Source organism: Micromonospora globosa (assembly GCF_000717585.1).
In the GTDB taxonomy this organism is placed as follows: domain Bacteria; phylum Actinomycetota; class Actinomycetes; order Mycobacteriales; family Micromonosporaceae; genus Micromonospora; species Micromonospora aurantiaca.
Genome location: NZ_JNZR01000014.1, coordinates 110,249 through 129,593, shown reverse-complemented (window position 1 = coordinate 129,593; position 19,345 = coordinate 110,249). Strand labels below are relative to the sequence as shown.

General features: G+C 73.4%; 19 protein-coding genes. 10 read left to right on the top strand and 9 right to left on the bottom strand.

The window, feature by feature from the left end; translation table 11 throughout:
* Nucleotides 1–1,703, bottom strand: a 1,703-nt coding sequence (locus IF06_RS0115255; protein ID WP_036310853.1) for a beta-N-acetylhexosaminidase, incomplete at its 3' end; no start/stop codon positions are given.
* A gap of 310 nt (nt 1,704–2,013) precedes the next feature.
* On the opposite strand from IF06_RS0115255, the gene ppdK reads away from it, so the two are divergent.
* The 9 genes from ppdK to IF06_RS0115210 all read left to right on the top strand — a co-directional run bounded on the left by ppdK (nt 2,014) and on the right by IF06_RS0115210 (nt 12,012).
* Nucleotides 2,014–4,722 (top strand): pyruvate, phosphate dikinase, encoded by a 2,709-nt coding sequence (ppdK, locus tag IF06_RS0115250; RefSeq protein ID WP_030271768.1) that lies wholly within the window; start codon nt 2,014–2,016, stop codon nt 4,720–4,722.
* Between the two features lie 115 nt (nt 4,723–4,837).
* Nucleotides 4,838–5,191: a VOC family protein gene (locus tag IF06_RS0115245; RefSeq protein WP_013287934.1), complete on the top strand. Its 354-nt coding sequence runs from the start codon at nt 4,838–4,840 to the stop codon at nt 5,189–5,191.
* A gap of 49 nt (nt 5,192–5,240) precedes the next feature.
* Nucleotides 5,241–6,467, top strand: a complete 1,227-nt coding sequence (locus tag IF06_RS0115240) for a deoxyguanosinetriphosphate triphosphohydrolase (protein ID WP_030271766.1) — start codon at nt 5,241–5,243, stop codon at nt 6,465–6,467.
* Nucleotides 6,468–6,515: 48 nt separating this feature from the next.
* Entirely contained in the window at nt 6,516–7,352 is an 837-nt protein-coding gene (locus IF06_RS0115235) for a siderophore-interacting protein (RefSeq protein WP_013475546.1), read from the top strand.
* Nucleotides 7,353–7,422: 70 nt separating this feature from the next.
* On the top strand, nt 7,423–8,397 hold the full coding sequence (locus IF06_RS0115230) for an ABC transporter ATP-binding protein (RefSeq protein WP_013287930.1): 975 nt from the start codon (nt 7,423–7,425) through the stop codon (nt 8,395–8,397).
* The gene (locus IF06_RS0115225; protein WP_013287929.1) at nt 8,394–9,245 is read left to right on the top strand and encodes an ABC transporter permease; all 852 of its coding nucleotides are present in this window, start codon (nt 8,394–8,396) and stop codon (nt 9,243–9,245) included. Before IF06_RS0115230 ends, IF06_RS0115225 begins: the two co-directional genes overlap by 4 nt.
* Before the next feature lie 10 nt (nt 9,246–9,255).
* Nucleotides 9,256–9,501, top strand: coding sequence for a helix-turn-helix transcriptional regulator (locus tag IF06_RS0115220; RefSeq protein WP_013287928.1), 246 nt, complete (start codon nt 9,256–9,258; stop codon nt 9,499–9,501).
* 73 nt (nt 9,502–9,574) lie between these two features.
* The gene (gene dnaG / locus IF06_RS0115215; RefSeq protein WP_030271764.1) at nt 9,575–11,470 is read left to right on the top strand and encodes a DNA primase; all 1,896 of its coding nucleotides are present in this window, start codon (nt 9,575–9,577) and stop codon (nt 11,468–11,470) included.
* Entirely contained in the window at nt 11,470–12,012 is a 543-nt protein-coding gene (locus IF06_RS0115210) for a hypothetical protein (protein ID WP_030271762.1), read from the top strand. Before dnaG ends, IF06_RS0115210 begins: the two co-directional genes overlap by 1 nt.
* Before the next feature lie 3 nt (nt 12,013–12,015).
* On the opposite strand, the gene IF06_RS0115205 is transcribed toward IF06_RS0115210, so the two are convergent.
* The 5 genes from IF06_RS0115205 to IF06_RS0115185 are packed head-to-tail and all read right to left on the bottom strand — an operon-like array spanning nt 12,016 to nt 14,980.
* Nucleotides 12,016–12,390 carry a type II toxin-antitoxin system VapC family toxin gene (locus tag IF06_RS0115205; RefSeq protein WP_013287925.1) on the bottom strand — a complete coding sequence of 125 codons (375 nt, stop codon included), beginning with the start codon at nt 12,388–12,390 and terminating at the stop codon, nt 12,016–12,018.
* The gene (locus IF06_RS0115200; RefSeq protein ID WP_013287924.1) at nt 12,387–12,641 is read right to left on the bottom strand and encodes a type II toxin-antitoxin system Phd/YefM family antitoxin; all 255 of its coding nucleotides are present in this window, start codon (nt 12,639–12,641) and stop codon (nt 12,387–12,389) included. The genes IF06_RS0115205 and IF06_RS0115200 overlap by 4 nt, the downstream gene beginning before the upstream one ends.
* Before the next feature lie 33 nt (nt 12,642–12,674).
* Nucleotides 12,675–13,232: a TetR/AcrR family transcriptional regulator gene (locus IF06_RS0115195; RefSeq protein ID WP_030271759.1), complete on the bottom strand. Its 558-nt coding sequence runs from the start codon at nt 13,230–13,232 to the stop codon at nt 12,675–12,677.
* Nucleotides 13,229–14,020 carry an ABC transporter permease gene (locus IF06_RS0115190; RefSeq protein ID WP_030271757.1) on the bottom strand — a complete coding sequence of 264 codons (792 nt, stop codon included), beginning with the start codon at nt 14,018–14,020 and terminating at the stop codon, nt 13,229–13,231. The genes IF06_RS0115195 and IF06_RS0115190 overlap by 4 nt, the downstream gene beginning before the upstream one ends.
* A gap of 36 nt (nt 14,021–14,056) precedes the next feature.
* Nucleotides 14,057–14,980, bottom strand: a complete 924-nt coding sequence (locus IF06_RS0115185; RefSeq protein WP_030271755.1) for an ABC transporter ATP-binding protein — start codon at nt 14,978–14,980, stop codon at nt 14,057–14,059.
* A 78-nt stretch (nt 14,981–15,058) separates the two neighbouring features.
* On the opposite strand from IF06_RS0115185, the gene IF06_RS0115180 reads away from it, so the two are divergent.
* Nucleotides 15,059–15,598: a GNAT family N-acetyltransferase gene (locus IF06_RS0115180; protein ID WP_013287920.1), complete on the top strand. Its 540-nt coding sequence runs from the start codon at nt 15,059–15,061 to the stop codon at nt 15,596–15,598.
* Nucleotides 15,599–15,613: 15 nt separating this feature from the next.
* On the opposite strand, the gene IF06_RS0115175 is transcribed toward IF06_RS0115180, so the two are convergent.
* The 3 genes from IF06_RS0115175 to IF06_RS0115165 are packed head-to-tail and all read right to left on the bottom strand — an operon-like array spanning nt 15,614 to nt 19,304.
* The gene (locus IF06_RS0115175; protein ID WP_013475556.1) at nt 15,614–16,582 is read right to left on the bottom strand and encodes a TAXI family TRAP transporter solute-binding subunit; all 969 of its coding nucleotides are present in this window, start codon (nt 16,580–16,582) and stop codon (nt 15,614–15,616) included.
* Nucleotides 16,579–16,971 (bottom strand): roadblock/LC7 domain-containing protein, encoded by a 393-nt coding sequence (locus IF06_RS0115170; protein ID WP_013475557.1) that lies wholly within the window; start codon nt 16,969–16,971, stop codon nt 16,579–16,581. Before IF06_RS0115170 ends, IF06_RS0115175 begins: the two co-directional genes overlap by 4 nt.
* Nucleotides 16,968–19,304, bottom strand: a complete 2,337-nt coding sequence (locus IF06_RS0115165; RefSeq protein ID WP_013287917.1) for a nitrate- and nitrite sensing domain-containing protein — start codon at nt 19,302–19,304, stop codon at nt 16,968–16,970. Before IF06_RS0115165 ends, IF06_RS0115170 begins: the two co-directional genes overlap by 4 nt.
* Between the last annotated feature and the right edge of the window lie 41 nt (nt 19,305–19,345).

Here is a 19,345-nt window from a genome sequence, read left to right as displayed (position 1 = left end):
GGGGTGGGCTGGGTGGGGACCTGGGCTGGGGTGGTGGGCCAGGGGATCTCGGGGGAGGGGTGGAAGGCGATGCCGGCTGTGGACCAGCGCGGGCCGTGTGCGGCCAGCCGGCTGCGGAACCGGGACCAGTCGTGCGTCTCGCGCGGTGACCAGCCGAGTTCGGCGACGGCGGGCAGACGCGGGAAGAGCATGAACTCGACCTCGGCCGGCGTCGTGATCGACTCGGTCCACAGCGGCGCCTCCACACCCAGCACCGCCTCGGCCGGTACGCCCCGCACGTGGCTGCCCGGATCCCACTCGTACGCCCGGCGCACGTCGATCAGACCGGCCCAGTCGTGTCCGATCGGGGTGTCCGGGGCGTACTTCATGTCCAGGTACGCGTGGTTGCCGGGAGAGAGGATCAGCCGGGCGCCCCGGCGTACCGCGTCGGCGGTCTCCGGGTCGTCACCGTTCGTGCCCCACCACTGCAGGACGCGCCCGTCGACGTGTGCGGCCGGGGCGAGCTGGTGCCAGCCGACGACGGTCTTGCCGGTGGCGGCCACCAGCCGCTGCGCCCGCTCCACGAAGGAGCGGTAGCTGTCGGCCGGCACCTTGAACGCCTCGTCGCCGCCGAGGTGCAGCCACGGCCCGGGCGTCGACGCGGCCACCTCGCCGACCACGTCCGCGACGAAGGCGTACGTCCGCTCGTCGGCGGGGTCGACGAAGCTGAAGCCGACCTCGGTGCCGGTGTACGGCGGTGGCGCGATCTTGCCGGGCGCCAGTTCGGGGTACGCGACGAGCGCCGCGTTGGTGTGGCCCGGGAGGTCGATCTCGGGCACCACTGTGACGTGGCGGCGGGCGGCGTACGCGACGATGCGGCGGTAGTCGTCACGTGTGTACCAGCCGCCGGGGCCGCCGCCGACCGCTGTCGCACCGCCGACCTCGGCGAGCCGTGGCCAGGAGTCGACGGCGATCCGCCAGCCCTGGTCGTCGGTGAGGTGCAGGTGCAGGTGGTTGAGCTTGTAGCGGGCCAGGTGGTCGACCACCCGCAGCACGTCCTCGACCGCGAAGAAGTGGCGGGCGACGTCGAGCATCGCGCCCCGGTAGGGGAAGCGCGGCCGGTCGACGATCGTGCCGCCGGGTACCGCCCAGCGCGCGGCGACGGCGGTCGGGCTCTCGATCGGCGCGGGTAACAGCTGCCGCAGCGTCTGCGCGCCGTGGAACAGCCCGGCCGGGGTGGCGGCGGTGATCCGGACGCCGCCGGTGGTCACGTCGAGGCGGTAGCCCTCGTCTCCGAGCCGCGCGTCGTCCGGCTCGCCGGGCCGGGCGGGAGCCGCCGCGGACAGCGTGAGCGTCAGCGGGCCGTCCTCGCCGGTGTCGGCGACCGGGAGCGGGAAGCCGGTGGCCGGGCGCAGCCAGCCGGCGAGCTGTTCGGCCACGTCCCGCCCGGCGGGGCTGACCCGCAGCACCGCGTCCGCGCTCAGCGTGAAGTCGCCGGCCGGGTCCGGGCGCACGTGCTCGGGCGCCGGCACCACGTCGCCGAGCCGGACCGGCGCCGGTCCGGCGAGCGCCTCGGCGGCCCGGCCCGCGGCGTCGCGGGCCAGCTCGGCCGCGGGTGCCGGCACACCGGGCAGCGGCACAGCGGGTACGTCGCTGGAAGGGCTGGTGGGACGGGTGTCGGTCGGCTCCGGCCCGGTCTCCGGGGCGGCGGGGTTGGTCGGCACGGCGACGGCTCCGAGGGTGTATTCGCGCGGGATATGGCAAAGGTCAGGTTCCGCGAGATGCAGTGACGTCAAGAGTACGAGGGGGATCGGAATTGCGTGATCGTGCTCGTGGAAGCGTTCCCAAAAACCCGTACGAACGCGGATTGTGGTGACCGTTGTGCCGAAAGTCACCGAACGCTCCCAGGTTTCTCGAAACTCGCCTAGCCTTCGCCCCACCGACGCTGACGAGCCGGGATTACCGGTGGTCACTACCGGGGTATGTCCGAACTGAACCTTCGTTAAGTGTCAATGGCGCGCGTGGGAGGCTCTGGTGGCAGCGCACGATCCGGTCGAGCAGAAGTACGTCTACGACTTCGCCGAGGGCAACAAGGATCTCAAGGATCTGCTCGGCGGCAAGGGGGCCAACCTGGCCGAGATGACGAATCTCGGCCTGCCGGTTCCGCCCGGCTTCACGATCACCACCGAGGCCTGCAAGGCGTACCTGACCACCGGGCGCGAGCCGGACGGCCTGGCCGCCCAGATCGAGGCGCACCTGGAGTCCCTGGAGCGCGAGATGGGCCGGCGCCTCGGCGACCCGGACGACCCGCTGCTGGTCTCGGTACGTTCCGGCGCCAAGTTCTCCATGCCGGGCATGATGGAGACCGTCCTCAACGTCGGCCTCAACGACCGCAGCGTGGTCGGCCTGAGCAACCAGGCGGGCGGGAACGACCGGTTCGCCTGGGACTCGTACCGGCGGCTGATCCAGATGTTCGGCAAGACCGTCTGCGAGGTGCCGGGCGAGGAGTTCGAGCACGCGCTCGACGAGATCAAGCGCGCCAAGGGCACGCACAACGACCTCGACCTGGACGCCGACGACCTGCGCGGGCTTGTCGACGCGTACAAGCAGATCTTCGCGAAGCACACCGGCCGCGAGTTCCCGCAGGAGCCGCGCGAGCAGCTCGACCTCGCCATCCGCGCGGTCTTCGACTCGTGGAACGCGGAGCGGGCGATCCTCTACCGCCGCCAGGAGCGCATCCCGGCCGACCTGGGCACCGCCGTCAACGTGGTGACGATGGTGTTCGGCAACCTCGGTCCCGACTCCGGTACCGGCGTCGCGTTCACCCGCGACCCGGGCAGCGGCGCGCAGGGCATCTACGGCGACTACCTCGCCAACGCCCAGGGTGAGGACGTGGTCGCCGGCATCCGCAACACGGTGCCGTTGCAGGAGCTGGAGCAGCTCGACAAGACCTCCTACGACCAGCTGCTCGGCATCATGGCCCGGCTGGAGGAGCACTACAAGGACCTCTGCGACATCGAGTTCACCATCGAGCGCGGCAAGCTCTGGATGCTCCAGACCCGCGTCGGCAAGCGCACCGCCGCCGCCGCGTTCGTCATCGCCGGGCAGCTCGTCGACGAGGGTCTGATCGACCTGGACGAGGCGCTGCACCGGGTCAACGGCGCGCAGCTCGCCCAGTTGATGTTCCCGCGCTTCCAGCTCGACCACGAGTTCGAGCCGGTGGCCAAGGGCATCGGCGCCTCCCCGGGTGCCGCGTCCGGCAAGGTCGTCTTCACCTCGGCCCGGGCGGTCGAGCTGGCCGCCGAGGGGGAGTCGGTGATCCTGGTCCGCCGGGAGACCAACCCGGACGACCTCAACGGCATGATCGCCGCCAAGGGGATCCTCACCTCCCGGGGCGGCAAGACCAGCCACGCCGCCGTGGTGGCCCGCGGCATGGGCAAGACCTGCGTCTCCGGCGCCGACGAGCTGGAAGTGAACGTACCGGCGAAGAAGTTCACTGTGGGCGACCACGTGGTGAACGAGGGCGACGTGGTCTCGATCGACGGCACCACCGGCAAGGTCTACCTCGGCGAGGTGCCGGTCATGCCGTCCGAGGTGGTGCAGTACTTCGAGGGCGAGCTCGACCCGGACAACACCGACGACGCGCTGGTCCGCTCCGTACACCGGATCATGACGCACGCCGACGCCGCGCGGCGGCTGCGGGTGCGCACGAACGCCGACACCGGCGCGGACGCGGCCCGGGCGCGGCGCTTCGGCGCCGAGGGCATCGGCCTGTGCCGCACCGAGCACATGTTCCTCGGCGACCGGCGCGAGCTGGTCGAGCGGCTCATCCTGGCCTCCGGCGAGCGGGACCGGGAGGACGCGCTCGCCGCGCTGCTGCCGCTGCAGCGGGCCGACTTCATCGAGATCTTCCGCGAGATGGACGGCCTGCCGGTCACCGTGCGGCTGATCGACCCGCCGCTGCACGAGTTCCTGCCCCCGCTGGAACAGCTCGCGGTCAACGTCGCGGTGGCACAGGAGCGCGGCGAGGACGTCGCCAAGGAGGAGGCGCTGCTCGCCGCCGTACGGCGGATGCACGAGGAGAACCCGATGCTGGGCCTGCGCGGCGTCCGGCTCGGCCTGGTCATCCCCGGCCTGTTCGCCATGCAGGTCCGCGCGATCGCGGAGGCCGCCGTCGCGGTCGTCCGCGACGGCGGCAAGGCCTGCCCGGAGATCATGGTGCCGCTGGTCGGGGCCGTGCAGGAGCTGGAGACGGTACGCGCCGAGGCCGAGCGGATCATCGCCGAGGTGGTCGGGGACAGCGGCGTCGAGGTGCTGATCGGCACGATGATCGAGGTGCCCCGGGCGGCGCTGACCGCCGGGCAGATCGCCGAGGCGGCCGAGTTCTTCTCCTTCGGCACCAACGACCTGACCCAGATGGGCTGGGGCTTCTCCCGCGACGACGTGGAGGGCGCGTTCTTCTGGCGCTACCTGGAGCTGGGCATCTTCGGTATCTCGCCGTTCGAGTCGATCGACACCGACGGCGTCGGCCGGCTGATTCGCATCGCCGCCGAGGAGGGCCGGGCGGCCCGTCCGGGCCTGAAGCTCGGCGTCTGCGGCGAGCACGGCGGCGACCCGGACTCGGTGCACTTCTTCCACGAGGTCGGCCTGGACTACGTCTCCTGCTCGCCGTTCCGGGTGCCGGTGGCCCGGCTGGAGGCAGGCCGCGCGTCCATCACCACCACCGGTTCGGACTCCCGCTGACGCGGCGCGGGGCCGCCGGTGCTCGCCGGCGGCCCCGCGTACGCCCGGCGCGCCTTTCCGGCCTCCTCGGCGTAGCCTGAGCTTCCGCCACGTGTCGATCAGGAGGGGTGGCCGCATGACCGCCGTCTGGGAGAACCTGACCATCGACGCCCGGGATCCGTCCCGGCTCGCCAGTTGGTGGGCGGAGGCCCTCGGCTATCAGGTGATCACCGACAAGCCGGACGAGGTGGAGATCCGCCGGACCCCCGACACGACGCCCGGTCTCGTCTTCGTCCCGGTCTCCGGGCCGAAGGAGGGGAAGAACCGGCTGCACATCGACCTGCGCCCGGCCGACATGGAGGCCGAGGTGGAGCGCCTCGTCGACATGGGCGCCCGGCACGTCGACATCGGCCAGGGGGACGTGGAGTGGACGGTGCTCGCCGACCCGGAGGGCAACGAGTTCTGCGTGCTCCGGGAGCGCGAGGAGTGAGCCGGTCTTGCGAGCCCCGCAGTCGCGACCCTCTGCCAGTCCGGGAGAAATGATCGACGCGGCGCGGCTGGTCGACGAGGCGCCCAAGGACACCGGGTACGGCCGGTCGCCGTTCGAGCGGGACCGCGCCCGCGTGCTGCACTCGGCGGCGTTCCGCCGGCTCGCCGCGAAGACCCAGGTGCACACCGCCGGGACGAACGACTTCCTGCGTACCCGGCTGACCCACTCGCTGGAGGTCGCGCAGATCGCCCGCGAGATGGGCGCCCGGCTGGGCTGCGACCCGGACGTGGTGGACACCGCCGGGCTGGCGCACGACCTGGGCCACCCGCCGTTCGGGCACAACGGCGAGTACGCCCTGGACGAGCTGGCCGCCGACTGCGGCGGCTTCGAGGGCAACGCGCAGACGCTGCGGGTGCTCACCCGGCTGGAGGCGAAGGTGCTCGCCCCGGACGGGCGCTCGGCCGGGCTGAACCTGACCCGGGCCGCGCTGGACGCGGTGAGCAAGTACCCGTGGCCGCGCCGCCCCGGCGAGCGCAAGTTCGGCGTGTACGCCGACGACCGCCCGGTCTTCGACTGGCTGCGCGAAGGCGCCCCGCCGGGCGACCGGCGCTGCCTGGAGGCCCAGGTGATGGACTGGGCCGACGACGTGGCGTACTCGGTGCACGACGTCGAGGACGGCATCCACGGCGGGTACGTCGACCTGCGCCCGCTGCTGGCCGACGCGGACGAGCGGCGGGCGCTCTGCGCCGACGTGGCCGCCGCCTACTCGGGTGAGGCGCCGGAGGATCTGGGCGAGGTGCTCGCCGGCCTGCTGGCCGATCCGGTGCTCGCCCCGCTTGCCGCGTACGACGGCAGCCACCGCGCGCTCGCCGCGTTGAAGGCCACCACGAGCGTGCTCACCGGCCGGTTCGTCGCCGGCGTGGTGGCCGCGACCGAGCAGCGCCACGGTCCCGGCCCGCACCGCCGCTACGACGCCGACCTGGAGGTGCCGCGCCGGATCCGGGCGCAGTGCGCGCTGCTCAAGGGCATCGCGCTGCGGTACGTGATGCGCCGCCCCGGCGCCGGGGACCGCTACGCGCGGCAGCGCGACGTCCTGACCGGGCTGGTCGCGGCGCTGCTGGACCGGGCGCCGGATGCGCTCGACCCGGTGTTCGCGCCGCTGTGGCGTGACGCGGCGGACGACGCCGCGCGGCTGCGCGTGGTGATCGACCAGGTCGCCTCGCTCACCGATCCGGCCGCGCTGGCCTGGCACGCCCGCCTGGTGTCGCCGAGCTGACCGCATCGTGCCCGGGGCGAGCCATCGAACTTAGGCTAGCCTAAGCGCATGACGGATCGCCCGAAGAAGCTCACCGCCGCCACGGTCGTCCGGACCACGCGGCCCACCCCACACCTGATCCGCCTGGTCCTGGGCGGCGCCGAGCTGGCCGGGCTGCCGGTGGGCGCGTACACCGACCACTACGTGAAGTTCGTCTTCCCGCCGGCCGGGGTGACCTACCCGGACCCGGTCGACCTGGCCACGATCAAGCGGGAGTTCCCGGCGGAGCAGTGGCCGCGCCTGCGCGCGTACACGGTCCGGGCCTGGGACGCCGCGGCCGGTGAGATGACTGTCGACGTGGTGCACCACGGCGACGAGGGTCTGGCCGGGCCGTGGGCGGCGGCGCTGCGTCCCGGCGACCGGGTGTTGTTCACCGGGCCGGGCGGCGCGTACGCGCCGGACCCGGCTGCCGACTGGCACCTGCTGGCGGGCGACGAGAGCGCGCTGCCGGCCATCGCCGCCGCCCTGGAACGGCTGCCGGTGGGCGCGCCCGCGAAGGTGTACGTCGAGGTCGGCGGCCCGGCCGACGAGCTGCCCCTGACCAGCGCGGGTGAGGTCGAGGTGTGCTGGTTGCACCGCGACGGGCGTCCGTACGGCGAGCCGCTCGTCGAGGCGGTCCGGGCGCTGGCGTTCCCGCCCGGCCGGGTGCACGCGTTCGTGCACGGTGAGGCCGGGGCGATGAAGGAGCTGCGGCGGCTGCTGCGCGTCGAGCGCGGCGTGCCCCGGGGCGACCTGTCCATCTCCGGCTACTGGCGGCGTGGCATGGACGACGAGGGCTGGCGGTCCACCAAGCCGGCCTGGAACGCCGCAGTGGAGGCCGAGGAGGCCGCCGCCGTCGTGTCCTGACGACTCCATCGTGCGTCCCGCAGTGAGCGGGTGTACCCCGGAATGTAGTAGAGGTGCTACATTCCGGGGTATGACTGCGGTCGAACTCCCGGGGGCCGTCGCGTCCCCCCGACCTCCCGACGAGGATCTCGTCCTCGACGTGCGGGATCTGCGTATGCGCTACGGCGCCGTCGACGTGCTGCACGGCGTCGACCTGACCGCCCGGCGGGGCGAGGTGGTGGCGCTGCTCGGGCCCAACGGCGCGGGCAAGACCACCACCATCGAGATCCTCGAAGGCTTCCGGCTGCCCTCGGCCGGCACGGTGCGCGTGCTCGGCACCGACCCGGCCCGCGGCGACGAACGGTGGCGCGCGCGGCTCGGCGTGGTGCTCCAGTCCTGGCGCGACCACGGCAAGTGGCGGGTGCGGGAGCTGCTCGCACACCTCGGCGACTTCTACGCGCCGTACGCCACCGACCGGATCCCGCGCCCGTGGCCGGTCGACGAGCTGCTGGAGACCGTGGGCCTCAGCGCGCACGCCGGCAGCCGGGTGGCCCGGCTCTCCGGTGGTCAGCGCCGCCGGCTCGACGTCGCTGTCGGCATCGTCGGCCGCCCCGAACTGCTGTTCCTGGACGAGCCGACCGTCGGGTTCGACCCGGCCGCCCGGCGCGAGTTCCACGAGCTGGTGCACCGCCTGGCCGACCTGGACGAGACCACCATCGTGCTGACCACGCACGACCTGGCCGAGGCGGAGAAGCTGGCCGACCGCATCCTCATCCTGGCCGGCGGCCGGATCATCGCCGAGGGGTCGCCCGACCAGCTCGCCCGGCGCGTCGCGGGGGACGCCGAGGTGCGCTGGACCCGCGACGGCGAGCGGTACGTGCACGCCACCGGCGACGCCACCGCGTTCCTGCGCGACCTGCTCCGCGAGCACGGCGACCGGGTACGCGAGCTGGAGGTGCGCCGGGCCAGCCTGGAGGACGCGTACCTGGCGCTGGTGCACGAGGAGGAGACCGGCATCCGTACCGGCCGGGCCGAGCGGGTGTGGCAGCAGGAGGCGAACCGATGAACCCGACCACCAACGCGCTGCGGGCCGGGCTGCGGCGCGGCGTGATCGAGCTGCGCGCCACGTTCACCAACGGCCAGGATCTCTGGACCTACTTCTTCCCCACGGTGGTGCTGCTGGTCGCCGTGTTCTGGATGCGCGGCTCGACGGTGCCCGGCACCGACTTCTCCCTCGGCGCCCGTACGCTGCCCAGCGCGCTCGGCATGGGCCTGCTCTTCGGCGGCCTGCTCGGGCTGGCCAACCAGCTCGTCATCGACCGGGAGGACGGCACGCTGCTGCGCGCCAAGGCCATCCCGGACGGCATGCTCGGCTACCTGGTCGGCAAGATCGTGCTGGTGTCGGCGGTCGCGCTGATCGGCGTCGTCATCCAGCTCACGCCCGGCCTGTTCTTCCTCGACGGGCTGCGGCTCGGCGACCCCGGCGCCTGGCTCACGCTGGCCTGGGTGGTGCCGCTCGGGCTGGTGGCGACGCTGCCGCTGGGCGCGGTGATCGGCTCGCTGGTCGAGAACCCGCGCAACATGGGCCTGGTGGTGATGCCGATCTTCGGTCTCATCGCGTTGTCCGGCATCTTCTACCCGATCAACGGCCTGCCCGGCTGGCTCCAGGGCGTCGCCCAGGTCTTCCCGCTCTACTGGCTAGGCTTGGGCATGCGCTCGGCGCTGCTCCCGGGCGACCTGGCGGCTGTCGAACTCGGCGGCTCCTGGCGGCACCTGGAGACGGTCGGCGTACTCGGAGCCTGGGCGGTGCTCGGGCTCGTGCTGGCCCCGGTGGTGCTGCGCCGGATGGCCCGCCGGGAGTCCGGCTCGCGGGTCGCGGCCCGGCGGGAACGGGCCATGCAGCGGGTCGGATGAGAGGGCGTCGATGAGCGAGACCGTGCACAACCGGATCGCGGTGCTGCGCGCCGAACGGGGCATCTCCCGCCGGCAACTGGCCGACGCGCTCGGTGTGCACTACCAGACCGTCGGTTACCTGGAGCGCGGCGAGTTCCGGCCCAGCCTGCACCTGGCGCTGCGCATCGCCGCGTACTTCGAGGTGCCGGTCGAGGTGGTCTTCTCCATCGAGCCGTTCCCGCGCATCGGCGACCCCGCGGCGGCCCGCTCGGCCTGAGCCGGCGGGGACGGGCGTGGCCGGCCACACGCCCGTCCCCCCGGCCGCCGCAACGTCGGTCCGGCAGGGCAGGATGTACGCCGAGGGGGTGGCGGTCATGGCGGGGCGGATCCGGGACGAGGACATCGCGCTCGTCCGCGAGCGCACCGCCATCGCGGACGTCATCTCCGAGGTGGTGACGCTCAAGTCGGCCGGCGGCGGCAACCTCAAGGGGCTCTGCCCGTTCCACGACGAGAAGAGCCCGTCGTTCAACGTCTCGCCCGCCCGCAACGTGTTCTACTGCTTCGGCTGCGGGGTCGGCGGCGACGCGATCAAGTTCCTGATGGACGCCGAGCACCTCAGCTTCGTCGAGTCCGTCGAGCGGCTCGCCGCCCGCGCCGGCATCCAGTTGCGCTACGTCGAGGACGACCGGTCCACGCCGCGTACCCGCCCGCAGCAGGGGCAGCGGCAGCGTCTGGTGGCCGCGCACGCCGCCGCCGTCGAGTTCTACCGGGCCCAGCTCACCACCGCCGGCGCGCGCCCGGCCCGCGAGTTCCTCGCCGGGCGCGGCTTCGACCGGGCCGCCGCCGAGCGGTACGGCTGCGGCTTCGCCCCCGACGGGTGGGACCTGCTCACCAAGCACCTGCGCCAGCAGGGCTTCACCCACGACGAGCTGGTCACCGGCGGCCTGTCCCGCCCGGCCCGCTCCGGCTCGCTGATCGACCGGTTCCGCCGCCGCCTGATGTGGCCCATCCGGGACATCACCGGCGACGTGATCGGCTTCGGCGCCCGCAAGCTCTTCGACGACGACGACGGCCCGAAATACCTCAACACCCCCGAGACGCCGATCTACAAGAAGTCGCACGTGCTCTACGGCATCGACCAGGCCAAGCGGGAGATCGCCAAGCAGGGCAAGGTGGTGGTGGTCGAGGGCTACACCGACGTGATGGCCTGCCACCTCGCCGACGTGCCGACAGCGGTCGCGACCTGCGGCACGGCGTTCGGCGGCGACCACATCTCGGTGCTGCGCCGGGTGCTGTTCGACAGCGACGAACGGGCGGGGGAGATCATCTTCACGTTCGACGGCGACGCGGCCGGGCAGAAGGCGGCGCTGCGCGCCTTCGAGGACGACCAGCGCTTCGTCGGGCGTACCTTCATCGCGGTCAGCCCCGACAACATGGACCCGTGCGAGCTGCGCCTGGCAAAGGGCGACCTGGCCGTGCGTGACCTGGTGGCCCGCCGTGAGCCGCTCGTCGACTTCGCGCTCCGGCACGTGATCAGCCGGTTCGACCTCGACACCGTCGACGGCCGGGTCGAGGCCATGCGCCGCGCCGCGCCGCTGGTGGCGAAGATCAAGGACCGGGAGAAGCGCCCGGAGTACGTGCGCAAGCTCGCCGGTGACCTCGGCATGGAGATCGAGCCGGTGCAGCGTGCGGTGCTCACCGCCGCGAACGGGCAACCGGCGCCCGGTACGCCCGCCGCACCCGCGCGCCCCCGCCCGGGGACGCCCAGCGTGGACAGTCCCCGGTCCATGGTGGAGCGGGAGGCGCTGAAGCTGGCGTTGCAGGAGCCGGTCCTGGCCGGCCCGATGTTCGACGCGGTCGAGGCGACCGACTACCAGCACCCGGTGCACGTCGCGGTACGCGCCGCAGTCGCAGCGGCCGGCGGCGCGTCCGGCGCCACCGGCGGCGCCGTCTGGATCGAGCGGGTCCGCGACGCCTGCGACGACCTGGCCGGGCAGGCGCTGATCGGTGAGCTGGCGGTGGAGCCGCTGCGCATCGACGGCGAGCCCGACCCGCGGTACGTCTCGATCACCATGGCCCGGCTCCAGTGGAGTTCGGTCACGGGCCGCATCCGCGACCTGAAGTCGAAGATCCAGCGAGTCAACCCGGTGAGCAACAAGGACGAGTACTTCGCCCTGTTCGGAGAACTGCTCTCGCTGGAACAGCACGCACGGGCACTGCGCGAGCAGGCCGCCGGAGGTTTGTGATGGGTCTGTTCAACCGCCGGCCGAAACTGCCCTCGGCCGACCGGCCGCCGCTGGCCGCCGACGAGCGGGTGCTCGCCTGGGCCGCCGCCGGCACCGGCGAGGGCGGCAACGACGGCGTGCTGGTCGCCAGCAACCGCGGGCTCTGGCTGCCCGGCCGGGCGGAGCGCCTCGGCTGGCACGACATCCTCAAGGCGGTCTGGTCCGGCCGCGAGCTGACAGTCACCCCGGCCGAGCCGGTCGCCGAGCGCGACGGCTACCTGGTGGTCGCGGACGGCCTCCCCGAGACGTACCTGCTCGTCGACCCGGGCGACCTGCCGCACCAGGTCCGGGCCCGGGTCACCGGCTCGGTGGCGTACACCTCGCACCACGAGGTGCCCGGCGGCTCCGGGCGGATCGCGGCCCGGCGGGTGCCCGGGGTCGACGGCCTGACCTGGACGGTCCGCTACGACCCGGGGACGCCGACCGACGACCAGGCGGTGACCGACGAGACCGCCCGGCTGGTCGCGGCGGCGCGGGCCGCCACCACCCCCGCCGACGCCTGACACCTACACCTTGAGGACGTCGACCTCGTAGAGCGGGATGGAAGCGTCGCGCGTGGCCAGGGTCAGATTCTCCGTGATCGCCTGAGCCACCAGCATGCGGTCGAAGGGGTCACGGTGATGCGGCGGCAGGCGGCCCGCGGTGATGGCGTGGTCGTGGGTCACCGGTAGTTCACGGAAACCCATGTCGCGTACCCGTTCGGCCAGATCGGGCGGGCCGGAGAGCTTCCCCGCCTGCTGCTTGATGGTGATCTCCCAGAGGCTGACCGGGGAGAGGAAGACATCTGGGTCGTGGCGTAGCCGGTCGAGGAACTCGACACCGAGGGTGGCGTCGCCGGTGATGGCCCAGAGCGCGACGTGGGTGTCCAGCAGCAGGGTCATGCGCCGATTCCGAAGTCGGCGGCGATCTCGGCGTTGGTCTGTGGCGAGTCCCAGTCACCGGAGAGGTCCACCTGCCCGGCGAGGGAGCCGACCGCCGTGCGGTTGGCGCGGCGCACGAGCGGCACGACCTTCGCCACGGGGGTGCCCGCCCGGTCGATGATGATCTCTTCGCCGCGTTCCACCCGCTCGATGATGCGCGACAGGTGGGTCTTGGCGTCATGCATGTTGTAGTGCACAGCCTCAGCCGACATTGCGCGACCTCCTCGGTTAGCTAAGTCCTTAGTTTAGGCACGTGGGCGGGCGCCGTCGAGGAAGAGCGCGACGATCCGGGCGGGTCCGGTCTCGTCGGTGAGGTCGGCGGCGCGGGCCAGGTGCAGGAACGCGTTCATCAGGAACTCCGGTTCGCCGGTGACGACGCCCTCGGCCCGGGCGTCGGCGAAGAACCGGGTCACCGGCGCCAGCATCAGGGCGACGTAGAGGCCCGAGACGTGCTCGCTGGTCGCGGCGGAGACGAGCGGCAGCGTGTCGTAGATGCGCTGCTCGAACGTGACGGCGTCGCCGTGCTGACCGGCGGCGACGGTGGCGAGCGCGTGCAGCCGGTGCGGCACGTCGCCGGGGCCGGCCAGCGCCGCCGAGATCCGGGCGCCGACGTCCCGGATGTACCGCTCCGCCACCGCGATGTAGAGATCCTCCTTGCCACCGGGGAAGTGGTGGTAGATGGACGGCTTCTGGATGCCGACGCTGCGGCCCACGCCGACCAGGGAGATGCCCCGGTAGCCGGTCGCCGCGAGCTGCTCGGCGAAGGCGTCCATGATCTGGGTGCGGGTGTCGGCTGGGCTCATCGGTTCTTCCTCGCGTGGTGGAGGGCGAGGGCGCAGGCCGCGGTCCCGGCGACGGCGAGGGCGACGATCGCCGCCACGCCGATCGGGGCCGCGGTGAGCGCCGCGTCGCCGCCGAGCTGGCGGGCGGTGTCGACGATATAGGTGAGCGGGTTGGCCACGGCGATCACCCGCATCCAGCCGGCGAGTTCGTCGACCGGCGCGAACACGCCGGTGAAGAACGACAGGCCGAACACGGCGAGCGTGACCAGGTTGGTGGCCGACGCCGAGGCCGACCGGATCGCGAGCGCCGTGCTCAGCAGCGCGACACCGACGCCCAGGGCCAGCATCAGCAGCAGCATCCCGGCGACGCCGGACCAGCTCGCCGGCCGGTAGCCGATTGCCGCGGCCCCGGCCACTGTCACCGCCATCTGGAGGACGACGGCGATCAGCGCGGCGACGACCGGGCCGACGAGGAACGGTGTCGTGGTGCCGTGGGCGAGCCGCAGGCGGTCGAGGTATCCGCTGCTGAGGTCGCCCAGCACCAGCGTGCCGGCGGCGCCCGCGCCGGTGGCGACGCCGGTGAGCAGGATCAGCGGCAGCAGGAACGCGATGAAGCTCGTCCCGTCCAGGTAGGTGCTGCCGACGGCGTCGAGCTGCCCGGCGTAGACGAGCAGGAAGAACAGGGACTGGGCGACCGGGGCGACAAGCAGTGCGGGCGTACGGAGCACGGCGCGCGTGGAGCGTCTGATCGCCGCGAGGACGACAGGGGCCGGGGAGTGGCGGGGCGGGGCGACGGCGAGCGGGAGCACGGGTTCGGGCCTTTCGGGGTGCGGTGGGATCACGCCTCAGCGGGCGGCGAGGGCGACGAAGACGTCGTCGAGGGAGGGCTCGGCGAGGTGCAGCCGGGTGATGTCGGCGGCGGCGTCTCCGGCCTCGACCAGGGCCTTCGCCAGGGCGCGCGGATCGTCGGGAACGCTGAGGCGTACCCGGTCCGGGCGGTCGGGGTCGGCGCGGAACCCGGCCTCGGACGCGGCGGCGAACGCGGCAGCGGCGGAGGCGCCGGACAGGTCGAGCGTGAGCGTACGGGCGCCGACGCGCTGCTTGAGCGACGCCGGTGAACCCTGGGCGACCACCCGGCCGTCCCGGAGCACCGCGATCTCGGTGGCGAGCACGTCCGCCTCGTGCAGGTCCTGGGTCGAGATGAGCAGCGACGTGCCGGCCTGGTTGAGGCGGGTCAGCTCGGTCCAGAAGTCGATGCGCGCGAGCGGGTCCAGGCCGGTGGTCGGCTCGTCCAGGATCACCACGGCGGGCTCGGCGACGAGCGCCACGGCCAGGTCGAGCTTGCGGCGGGTGCCGCCGGAGAGCGTGGCGACCCGGGCCGCGCGGTGCTCGCCCAGGCCGAACAGGTCGACCAGTTCCCGCGTACGGCGGGCCCGCTCCCGGCGGCCGAGCCCGAGCGCCACGCCGTGGAAGTCGAGCACCTCGGTGGGGGTGGCCAGCGGGTCCAGGGCGTTCGACTGCGGCGCGAGGCCGATCAGGCGCCGGGCGTCCCGCGCCTGCGTGACGGTGTCGAAGCCGCCGACGCGTACCGAGCCGGACGTCGGGGTGCGCAGCGTCGCGATGATCTCCAGCAGCGTGGACTTGCCGGCGCCGTTGTGGCCGAGCACGACGAACCGGCTGCCCGGCGCGACTGTCAGGTCGAGCGCGCGCAGGGCGTCGCGCGTCCCGTAGGTCTTGGTCAGGGCGGTGGCGAGCACGAGCGGGGTCATACGCACCACCCTACCGACCGGTCGGTAGGGGAGCCAAATCCGGTTGTCGGCCCACCCGTCCGCCGTTAGCGTCGCGGCATGTTCGCCACCGACCGGGTCCGCCTGCGTCCGCCCACCCCCGACGACGCGCCGGACATGTTCCGGCTGCACAGCGACCCGGAGCTGCACCTGGTCACCGACGACGAGCCGTTCCTGCCGCACCACGTCGGGCAGGTCCGGGCCCGGCTGGAGAAGCGTGCCGCCGAGCAGCCGGAGGCCGCCGCTCCGGTGTCGCTGCTGGCCGAGACCGTCGCCGACGGCACGTTCCTCGGCACCGGCGTGCTCTGGGGCATCAACGCCTTCAACGGGTACGCCCACCTCGGCATCACGCTGCTGCCCGAGGCGCGCGGCCAGGGCTACGGCACCGAGGTGATCCGGCTGCTCTGCCGGTACGGCTTCCGCAACCGCAACCTGCGCCGGCTGGAGATCGAGACGCTCGCCGGCAACACGGCCATGCGGCGTACCGCCGAGCGGTGCGGCTTCGTCCACGAGGGCACCCAGCGGGACCGCGAGTACGACGGCGACGGCTTCACCGACCTGGTGATCTACGGCCTGCTGCGGCGCGACTGGACGCCGTAGCAGGCGGTCCCGCGCTCAGCCGGTGCGGTAGAACCGCTGCGCGCCCGGGTGCAACGGGATCGGGCGGGTCGCCGCGGCACTGGACCGGTTGAAGTTCGCCGCCTCCGGGTGCACCTGGATCAACTCGCCCTGCCAGGTGAACAGCACCCGGGTCAGGTCGTACGCGAGCTGCTCCGGCATGTCCGCCGCCACCAGGATCACGTTCGACACGGTGATGGTCGGCGTCGGCTCGGGCGTGCCGTAGACCTCCTTCGGCAGCGTCGCGGTGGTGTAGACAGCGCCGAAGCGGGCGCTCAGCGGCTCGATCAGCTCGTCGATCGGCAGCAGCCGGAACGTGCCCGGTGCGGACGAGAGCAGATCCTTGACACCGGGAGTGGGCAGGCCGCCGGAGAAGAACATGGCGTCCAGGCCCTTGGCGCGCATCCGCTTGACGGTCTCCGGCAGCGACAGGTTGAACCGCTGGATGTCCCGGTTCGGGTCGATGCCACCGGCGGTGAGCAGGCGCCCGGCGATGATGTCGGTGCCGGACTTCGGCGAACCGGTGGAGATGCGCTTGCCGCGCAGGTCGGCGAAGCTGCCGATCTTTCCGTCGGCGCGGACGATCACGTGCGTGTAGTTGCTGTAGACCCGGGCCAGCGCCCGTACCGGCTGCGGCTGCTTGTCGAACGCCCCTCGCCCGTCGACCGCGTCCGCCGCCGTGTCGGCCAGGCTGAACGCGATCTCCATGTCCCCGCTCGCCACCCGGGTGATGTTCTCCACCGACGCGCCGGTCGGCTCCGCCCGCGCCTCGTACCCGGGCAGGTGGCGGGTGATCAGGTCGGCGTACCCGCCGCCGAGCTGGTAGTACACGCCTGTGGTGTTGCCGGTGGCCAGGAAGATCCGCCCGCCGTGCCACGCCTCCGGGGCGGAGTCCTCGGCCGCGCAGCCGACCACCAGCACCGCCGTCATCAGCGCGGCCAGCAGCCGCAGCGGGCGGCCGGTCACCGTCGCACCGCCGGTTCCAGCGCCTCCGCCACCCGCTGCACGAGCGTCGCCGTCTCGTAGCCGATCTGCCCCAGGTCGCAGCCGGGCGCGGCCAGCACGCCGAGCAGCGCCCGCTCACCCACGGCCATCACCAGCATCACCCCGCCGTCCATGTCCACGATCTGCTGACGTACCCGGCCGGCGGACATCAGCCGGGCCGCGCCCACTGTCAGGCTCGCCAGCCCGCTGATCACCGCCGCGAGCTGGTCGACCTGGTCGGGGGCGAGGTCGGGTGAGGACGCCAGCCGCAGCCCGTCCTCGGAGACCGCGAGCGCGTGCGAGACGTCCGGCACCTGCTCGGCGAAGTTCGCCAGCAGCCAGTCCAGGCCGGCGGAGGACGGTGAGGTCATGGTCTTCTCCCGTTGGGTGTGGTGTTCGGGGCACGGCGGGTCGCGCTGGCCACCCCCTCGGCGAGGGCGGACAGCCGGGCACGTACCACTTCGGGGTCGAGCAGGTCGATCGCCGGCGGCGGCGCGGTGGTGTCCGGCATCGGCTCGGGCAGGTGGCCGCCCACCTGCCGCCGTGGTAGCCCGGCGGCGGTGGTCGGGACGGGCGTCGGCGGCACGCTCACCGGCCGGATCCGCGCCGCGCTCGGCGCCAGCAGCGCGCCACCGGGCGTGCGGACGGCGGCGACGCCGCGCACCGGGCCGACGGTCGTGGCGCTGGTGACGAGACTGCGGCCACCGGCCGGCCCGGACTTGAACCAGGCCGCGGCGCGCTGTCGCCGCTCGGCCGTCGGCCGGGACGCCACCGACTCGACCCGGGTCAGCACCGATTCCGGTACGTCGACCTGTGCCACAGTGCCGGTGCCCGGGTTGTGCAACTGCACCCGGATCCCGTGCCGGGCGGCCAGGTGGGCCACCACGTGCAGGCCCATGCTGCCCGCCGCCGCGCTGGACAGCGTGGCCGGCGCGGCCAGCCGATCGTTGATCTCGGTCAGCCGGCTCTCGCTGACACCGATGCCCTGGTCGTGTACGCGCAGCACCAGCCCGTCGACGGTGCGCCGCCCGTCGACGAGCACCCGGGCCTCCGGTGGCGAGTAGACGGTGGCGTTCTCCAGCAGCTCGGCCAGCAGGTGCACCAGGTTGCCGGCCGCCGCGCCGTGCACCGCAGCGGTCGGCACGTCGATCTCGACCCGCGGGTAGTCCTCGATCTCGGAGGCCGCCGCCCGCACCACGTCGTCCAGCAGCAACGCGCCCTCGTGCCCCCGGCCGGGCTCGCCACCGGCGAGCACCAGCAGGTTCTCGCCGTTGCGGCGCAACCGGGCGGCGAGGTGGTCCAGCGCGAACAGGCGGGCCAGCGCGTCCGGGTCGGTCTCCTCGCGCTCGAAGTCGTCGAGCAGCCGCAGCTGCCGGGTGATGAGCGTACGGATGCGCCGGGCCAGCGCCTCCGCCATCCGGGTCACGTCCAGCCGCAACTCGGCCTGCTGCCCGGCCAGCCGCAACGCGGCCCGGTTCACCGTGTCGAACGCCTCGGCGACCTGCGCCACCTCGTCCTTGCCGCGCCTGATCCCGTCGGTCATCCGGGTCGCCGGACCCTCCGCCGGGGTCCGCTCGCCCGCCGCGATCGCGGTGATCCGTTCCGGCAGCTCCCGGTTCGCCATGGTGAGCGCGGCCACCCGCAGCCGACGCAACCGGCGGCTGGTGCGTACCGCCAGCAGCACTGCGGTGACGAGCGAGCCGAGTGCGACGGTGCTCGTCGCGCCGGCGGTCAGCACCGCACGCAACCGGGCCGTCCCGGCCAGGTCCGCCGCGTCCCGGTCCAGCCCGTCGGTCAGGTCCCGGCCGAGCAGGTTGTACCGGCGGATCGCGCCGCTCTGCGCCACGTACCAGGCGTCACCGTCGGTCTTCACCGTGCCCGGCGCGCCGTCGGAGTCGAGCACGGCGTCACCCATCCGGCGGGCAGTGGTCACGTCGGTGCCGTCGACCAGCCGGTACCAGGCCCTGTTCGCCGGGGCGGAGGCGATCCGCAGGAACTCGGCCTGCCGCTGCTCCCGGGCACCCCGCAGCCGGCCCAGCCGGGCCAGCTCGCCACTTTGCAGTCCACCCCTGACGAACACCGCCCGCAGCAGGTCGCGCTCCAGCGCGGACAGGTGCTCCTGGGCGGCCACCGCTGCCACCTCGCGCGCCTGGTTGGCCAGGTCGGCGTCGCGGAGCTGACTCGGCAGCGCGTCCGCGACCGCGAGCAGCGACTCCACGAGCGACACGTACGCCGGGTCGCCGCGCTCACCGGCCAACGCCAGGTCCCGGGTGGGTGCGAGCTGCGCCAGGCGCCCGCCCACGTCGTCGAGCACCCCGGCCAGATCCGGGGCGGCCCGGCGCGCGTCACCCTGCGCCGAGCGGTAGCGCTCCACCGCCGTGTCCACCCGCCGGCGCTGCGCGTCCACGAGCGGGCGGCCGGACGTACCGCCGCGCTGGCGCAACGCGGCCGTCTCGGCCAGTTCGCGTTCCAGCTCGTGCACCAGCCGTACGGTCGCGGTGGCGGTGCCGGCCAGCACGCGGGCCCGGTCGGCGTCGGCGGACGCGTCGAGCGCGGCGCCGGTCTGCGCCGCCCCCAGCACGACCAGACCGGCGGTGGCCACCAGGATCGGGGCCAGCAGTTGGACGCGGACCGAGCGGAGGCGTCCGGTGCGGTCCGCGGAGCGGTGATGCCGGCGTACGCGGGCCGGGTGGGGCAGCGGCACGGGGGTCTCCGGGTCGGGTCGGTGGGCCGGGCCCGGACGTG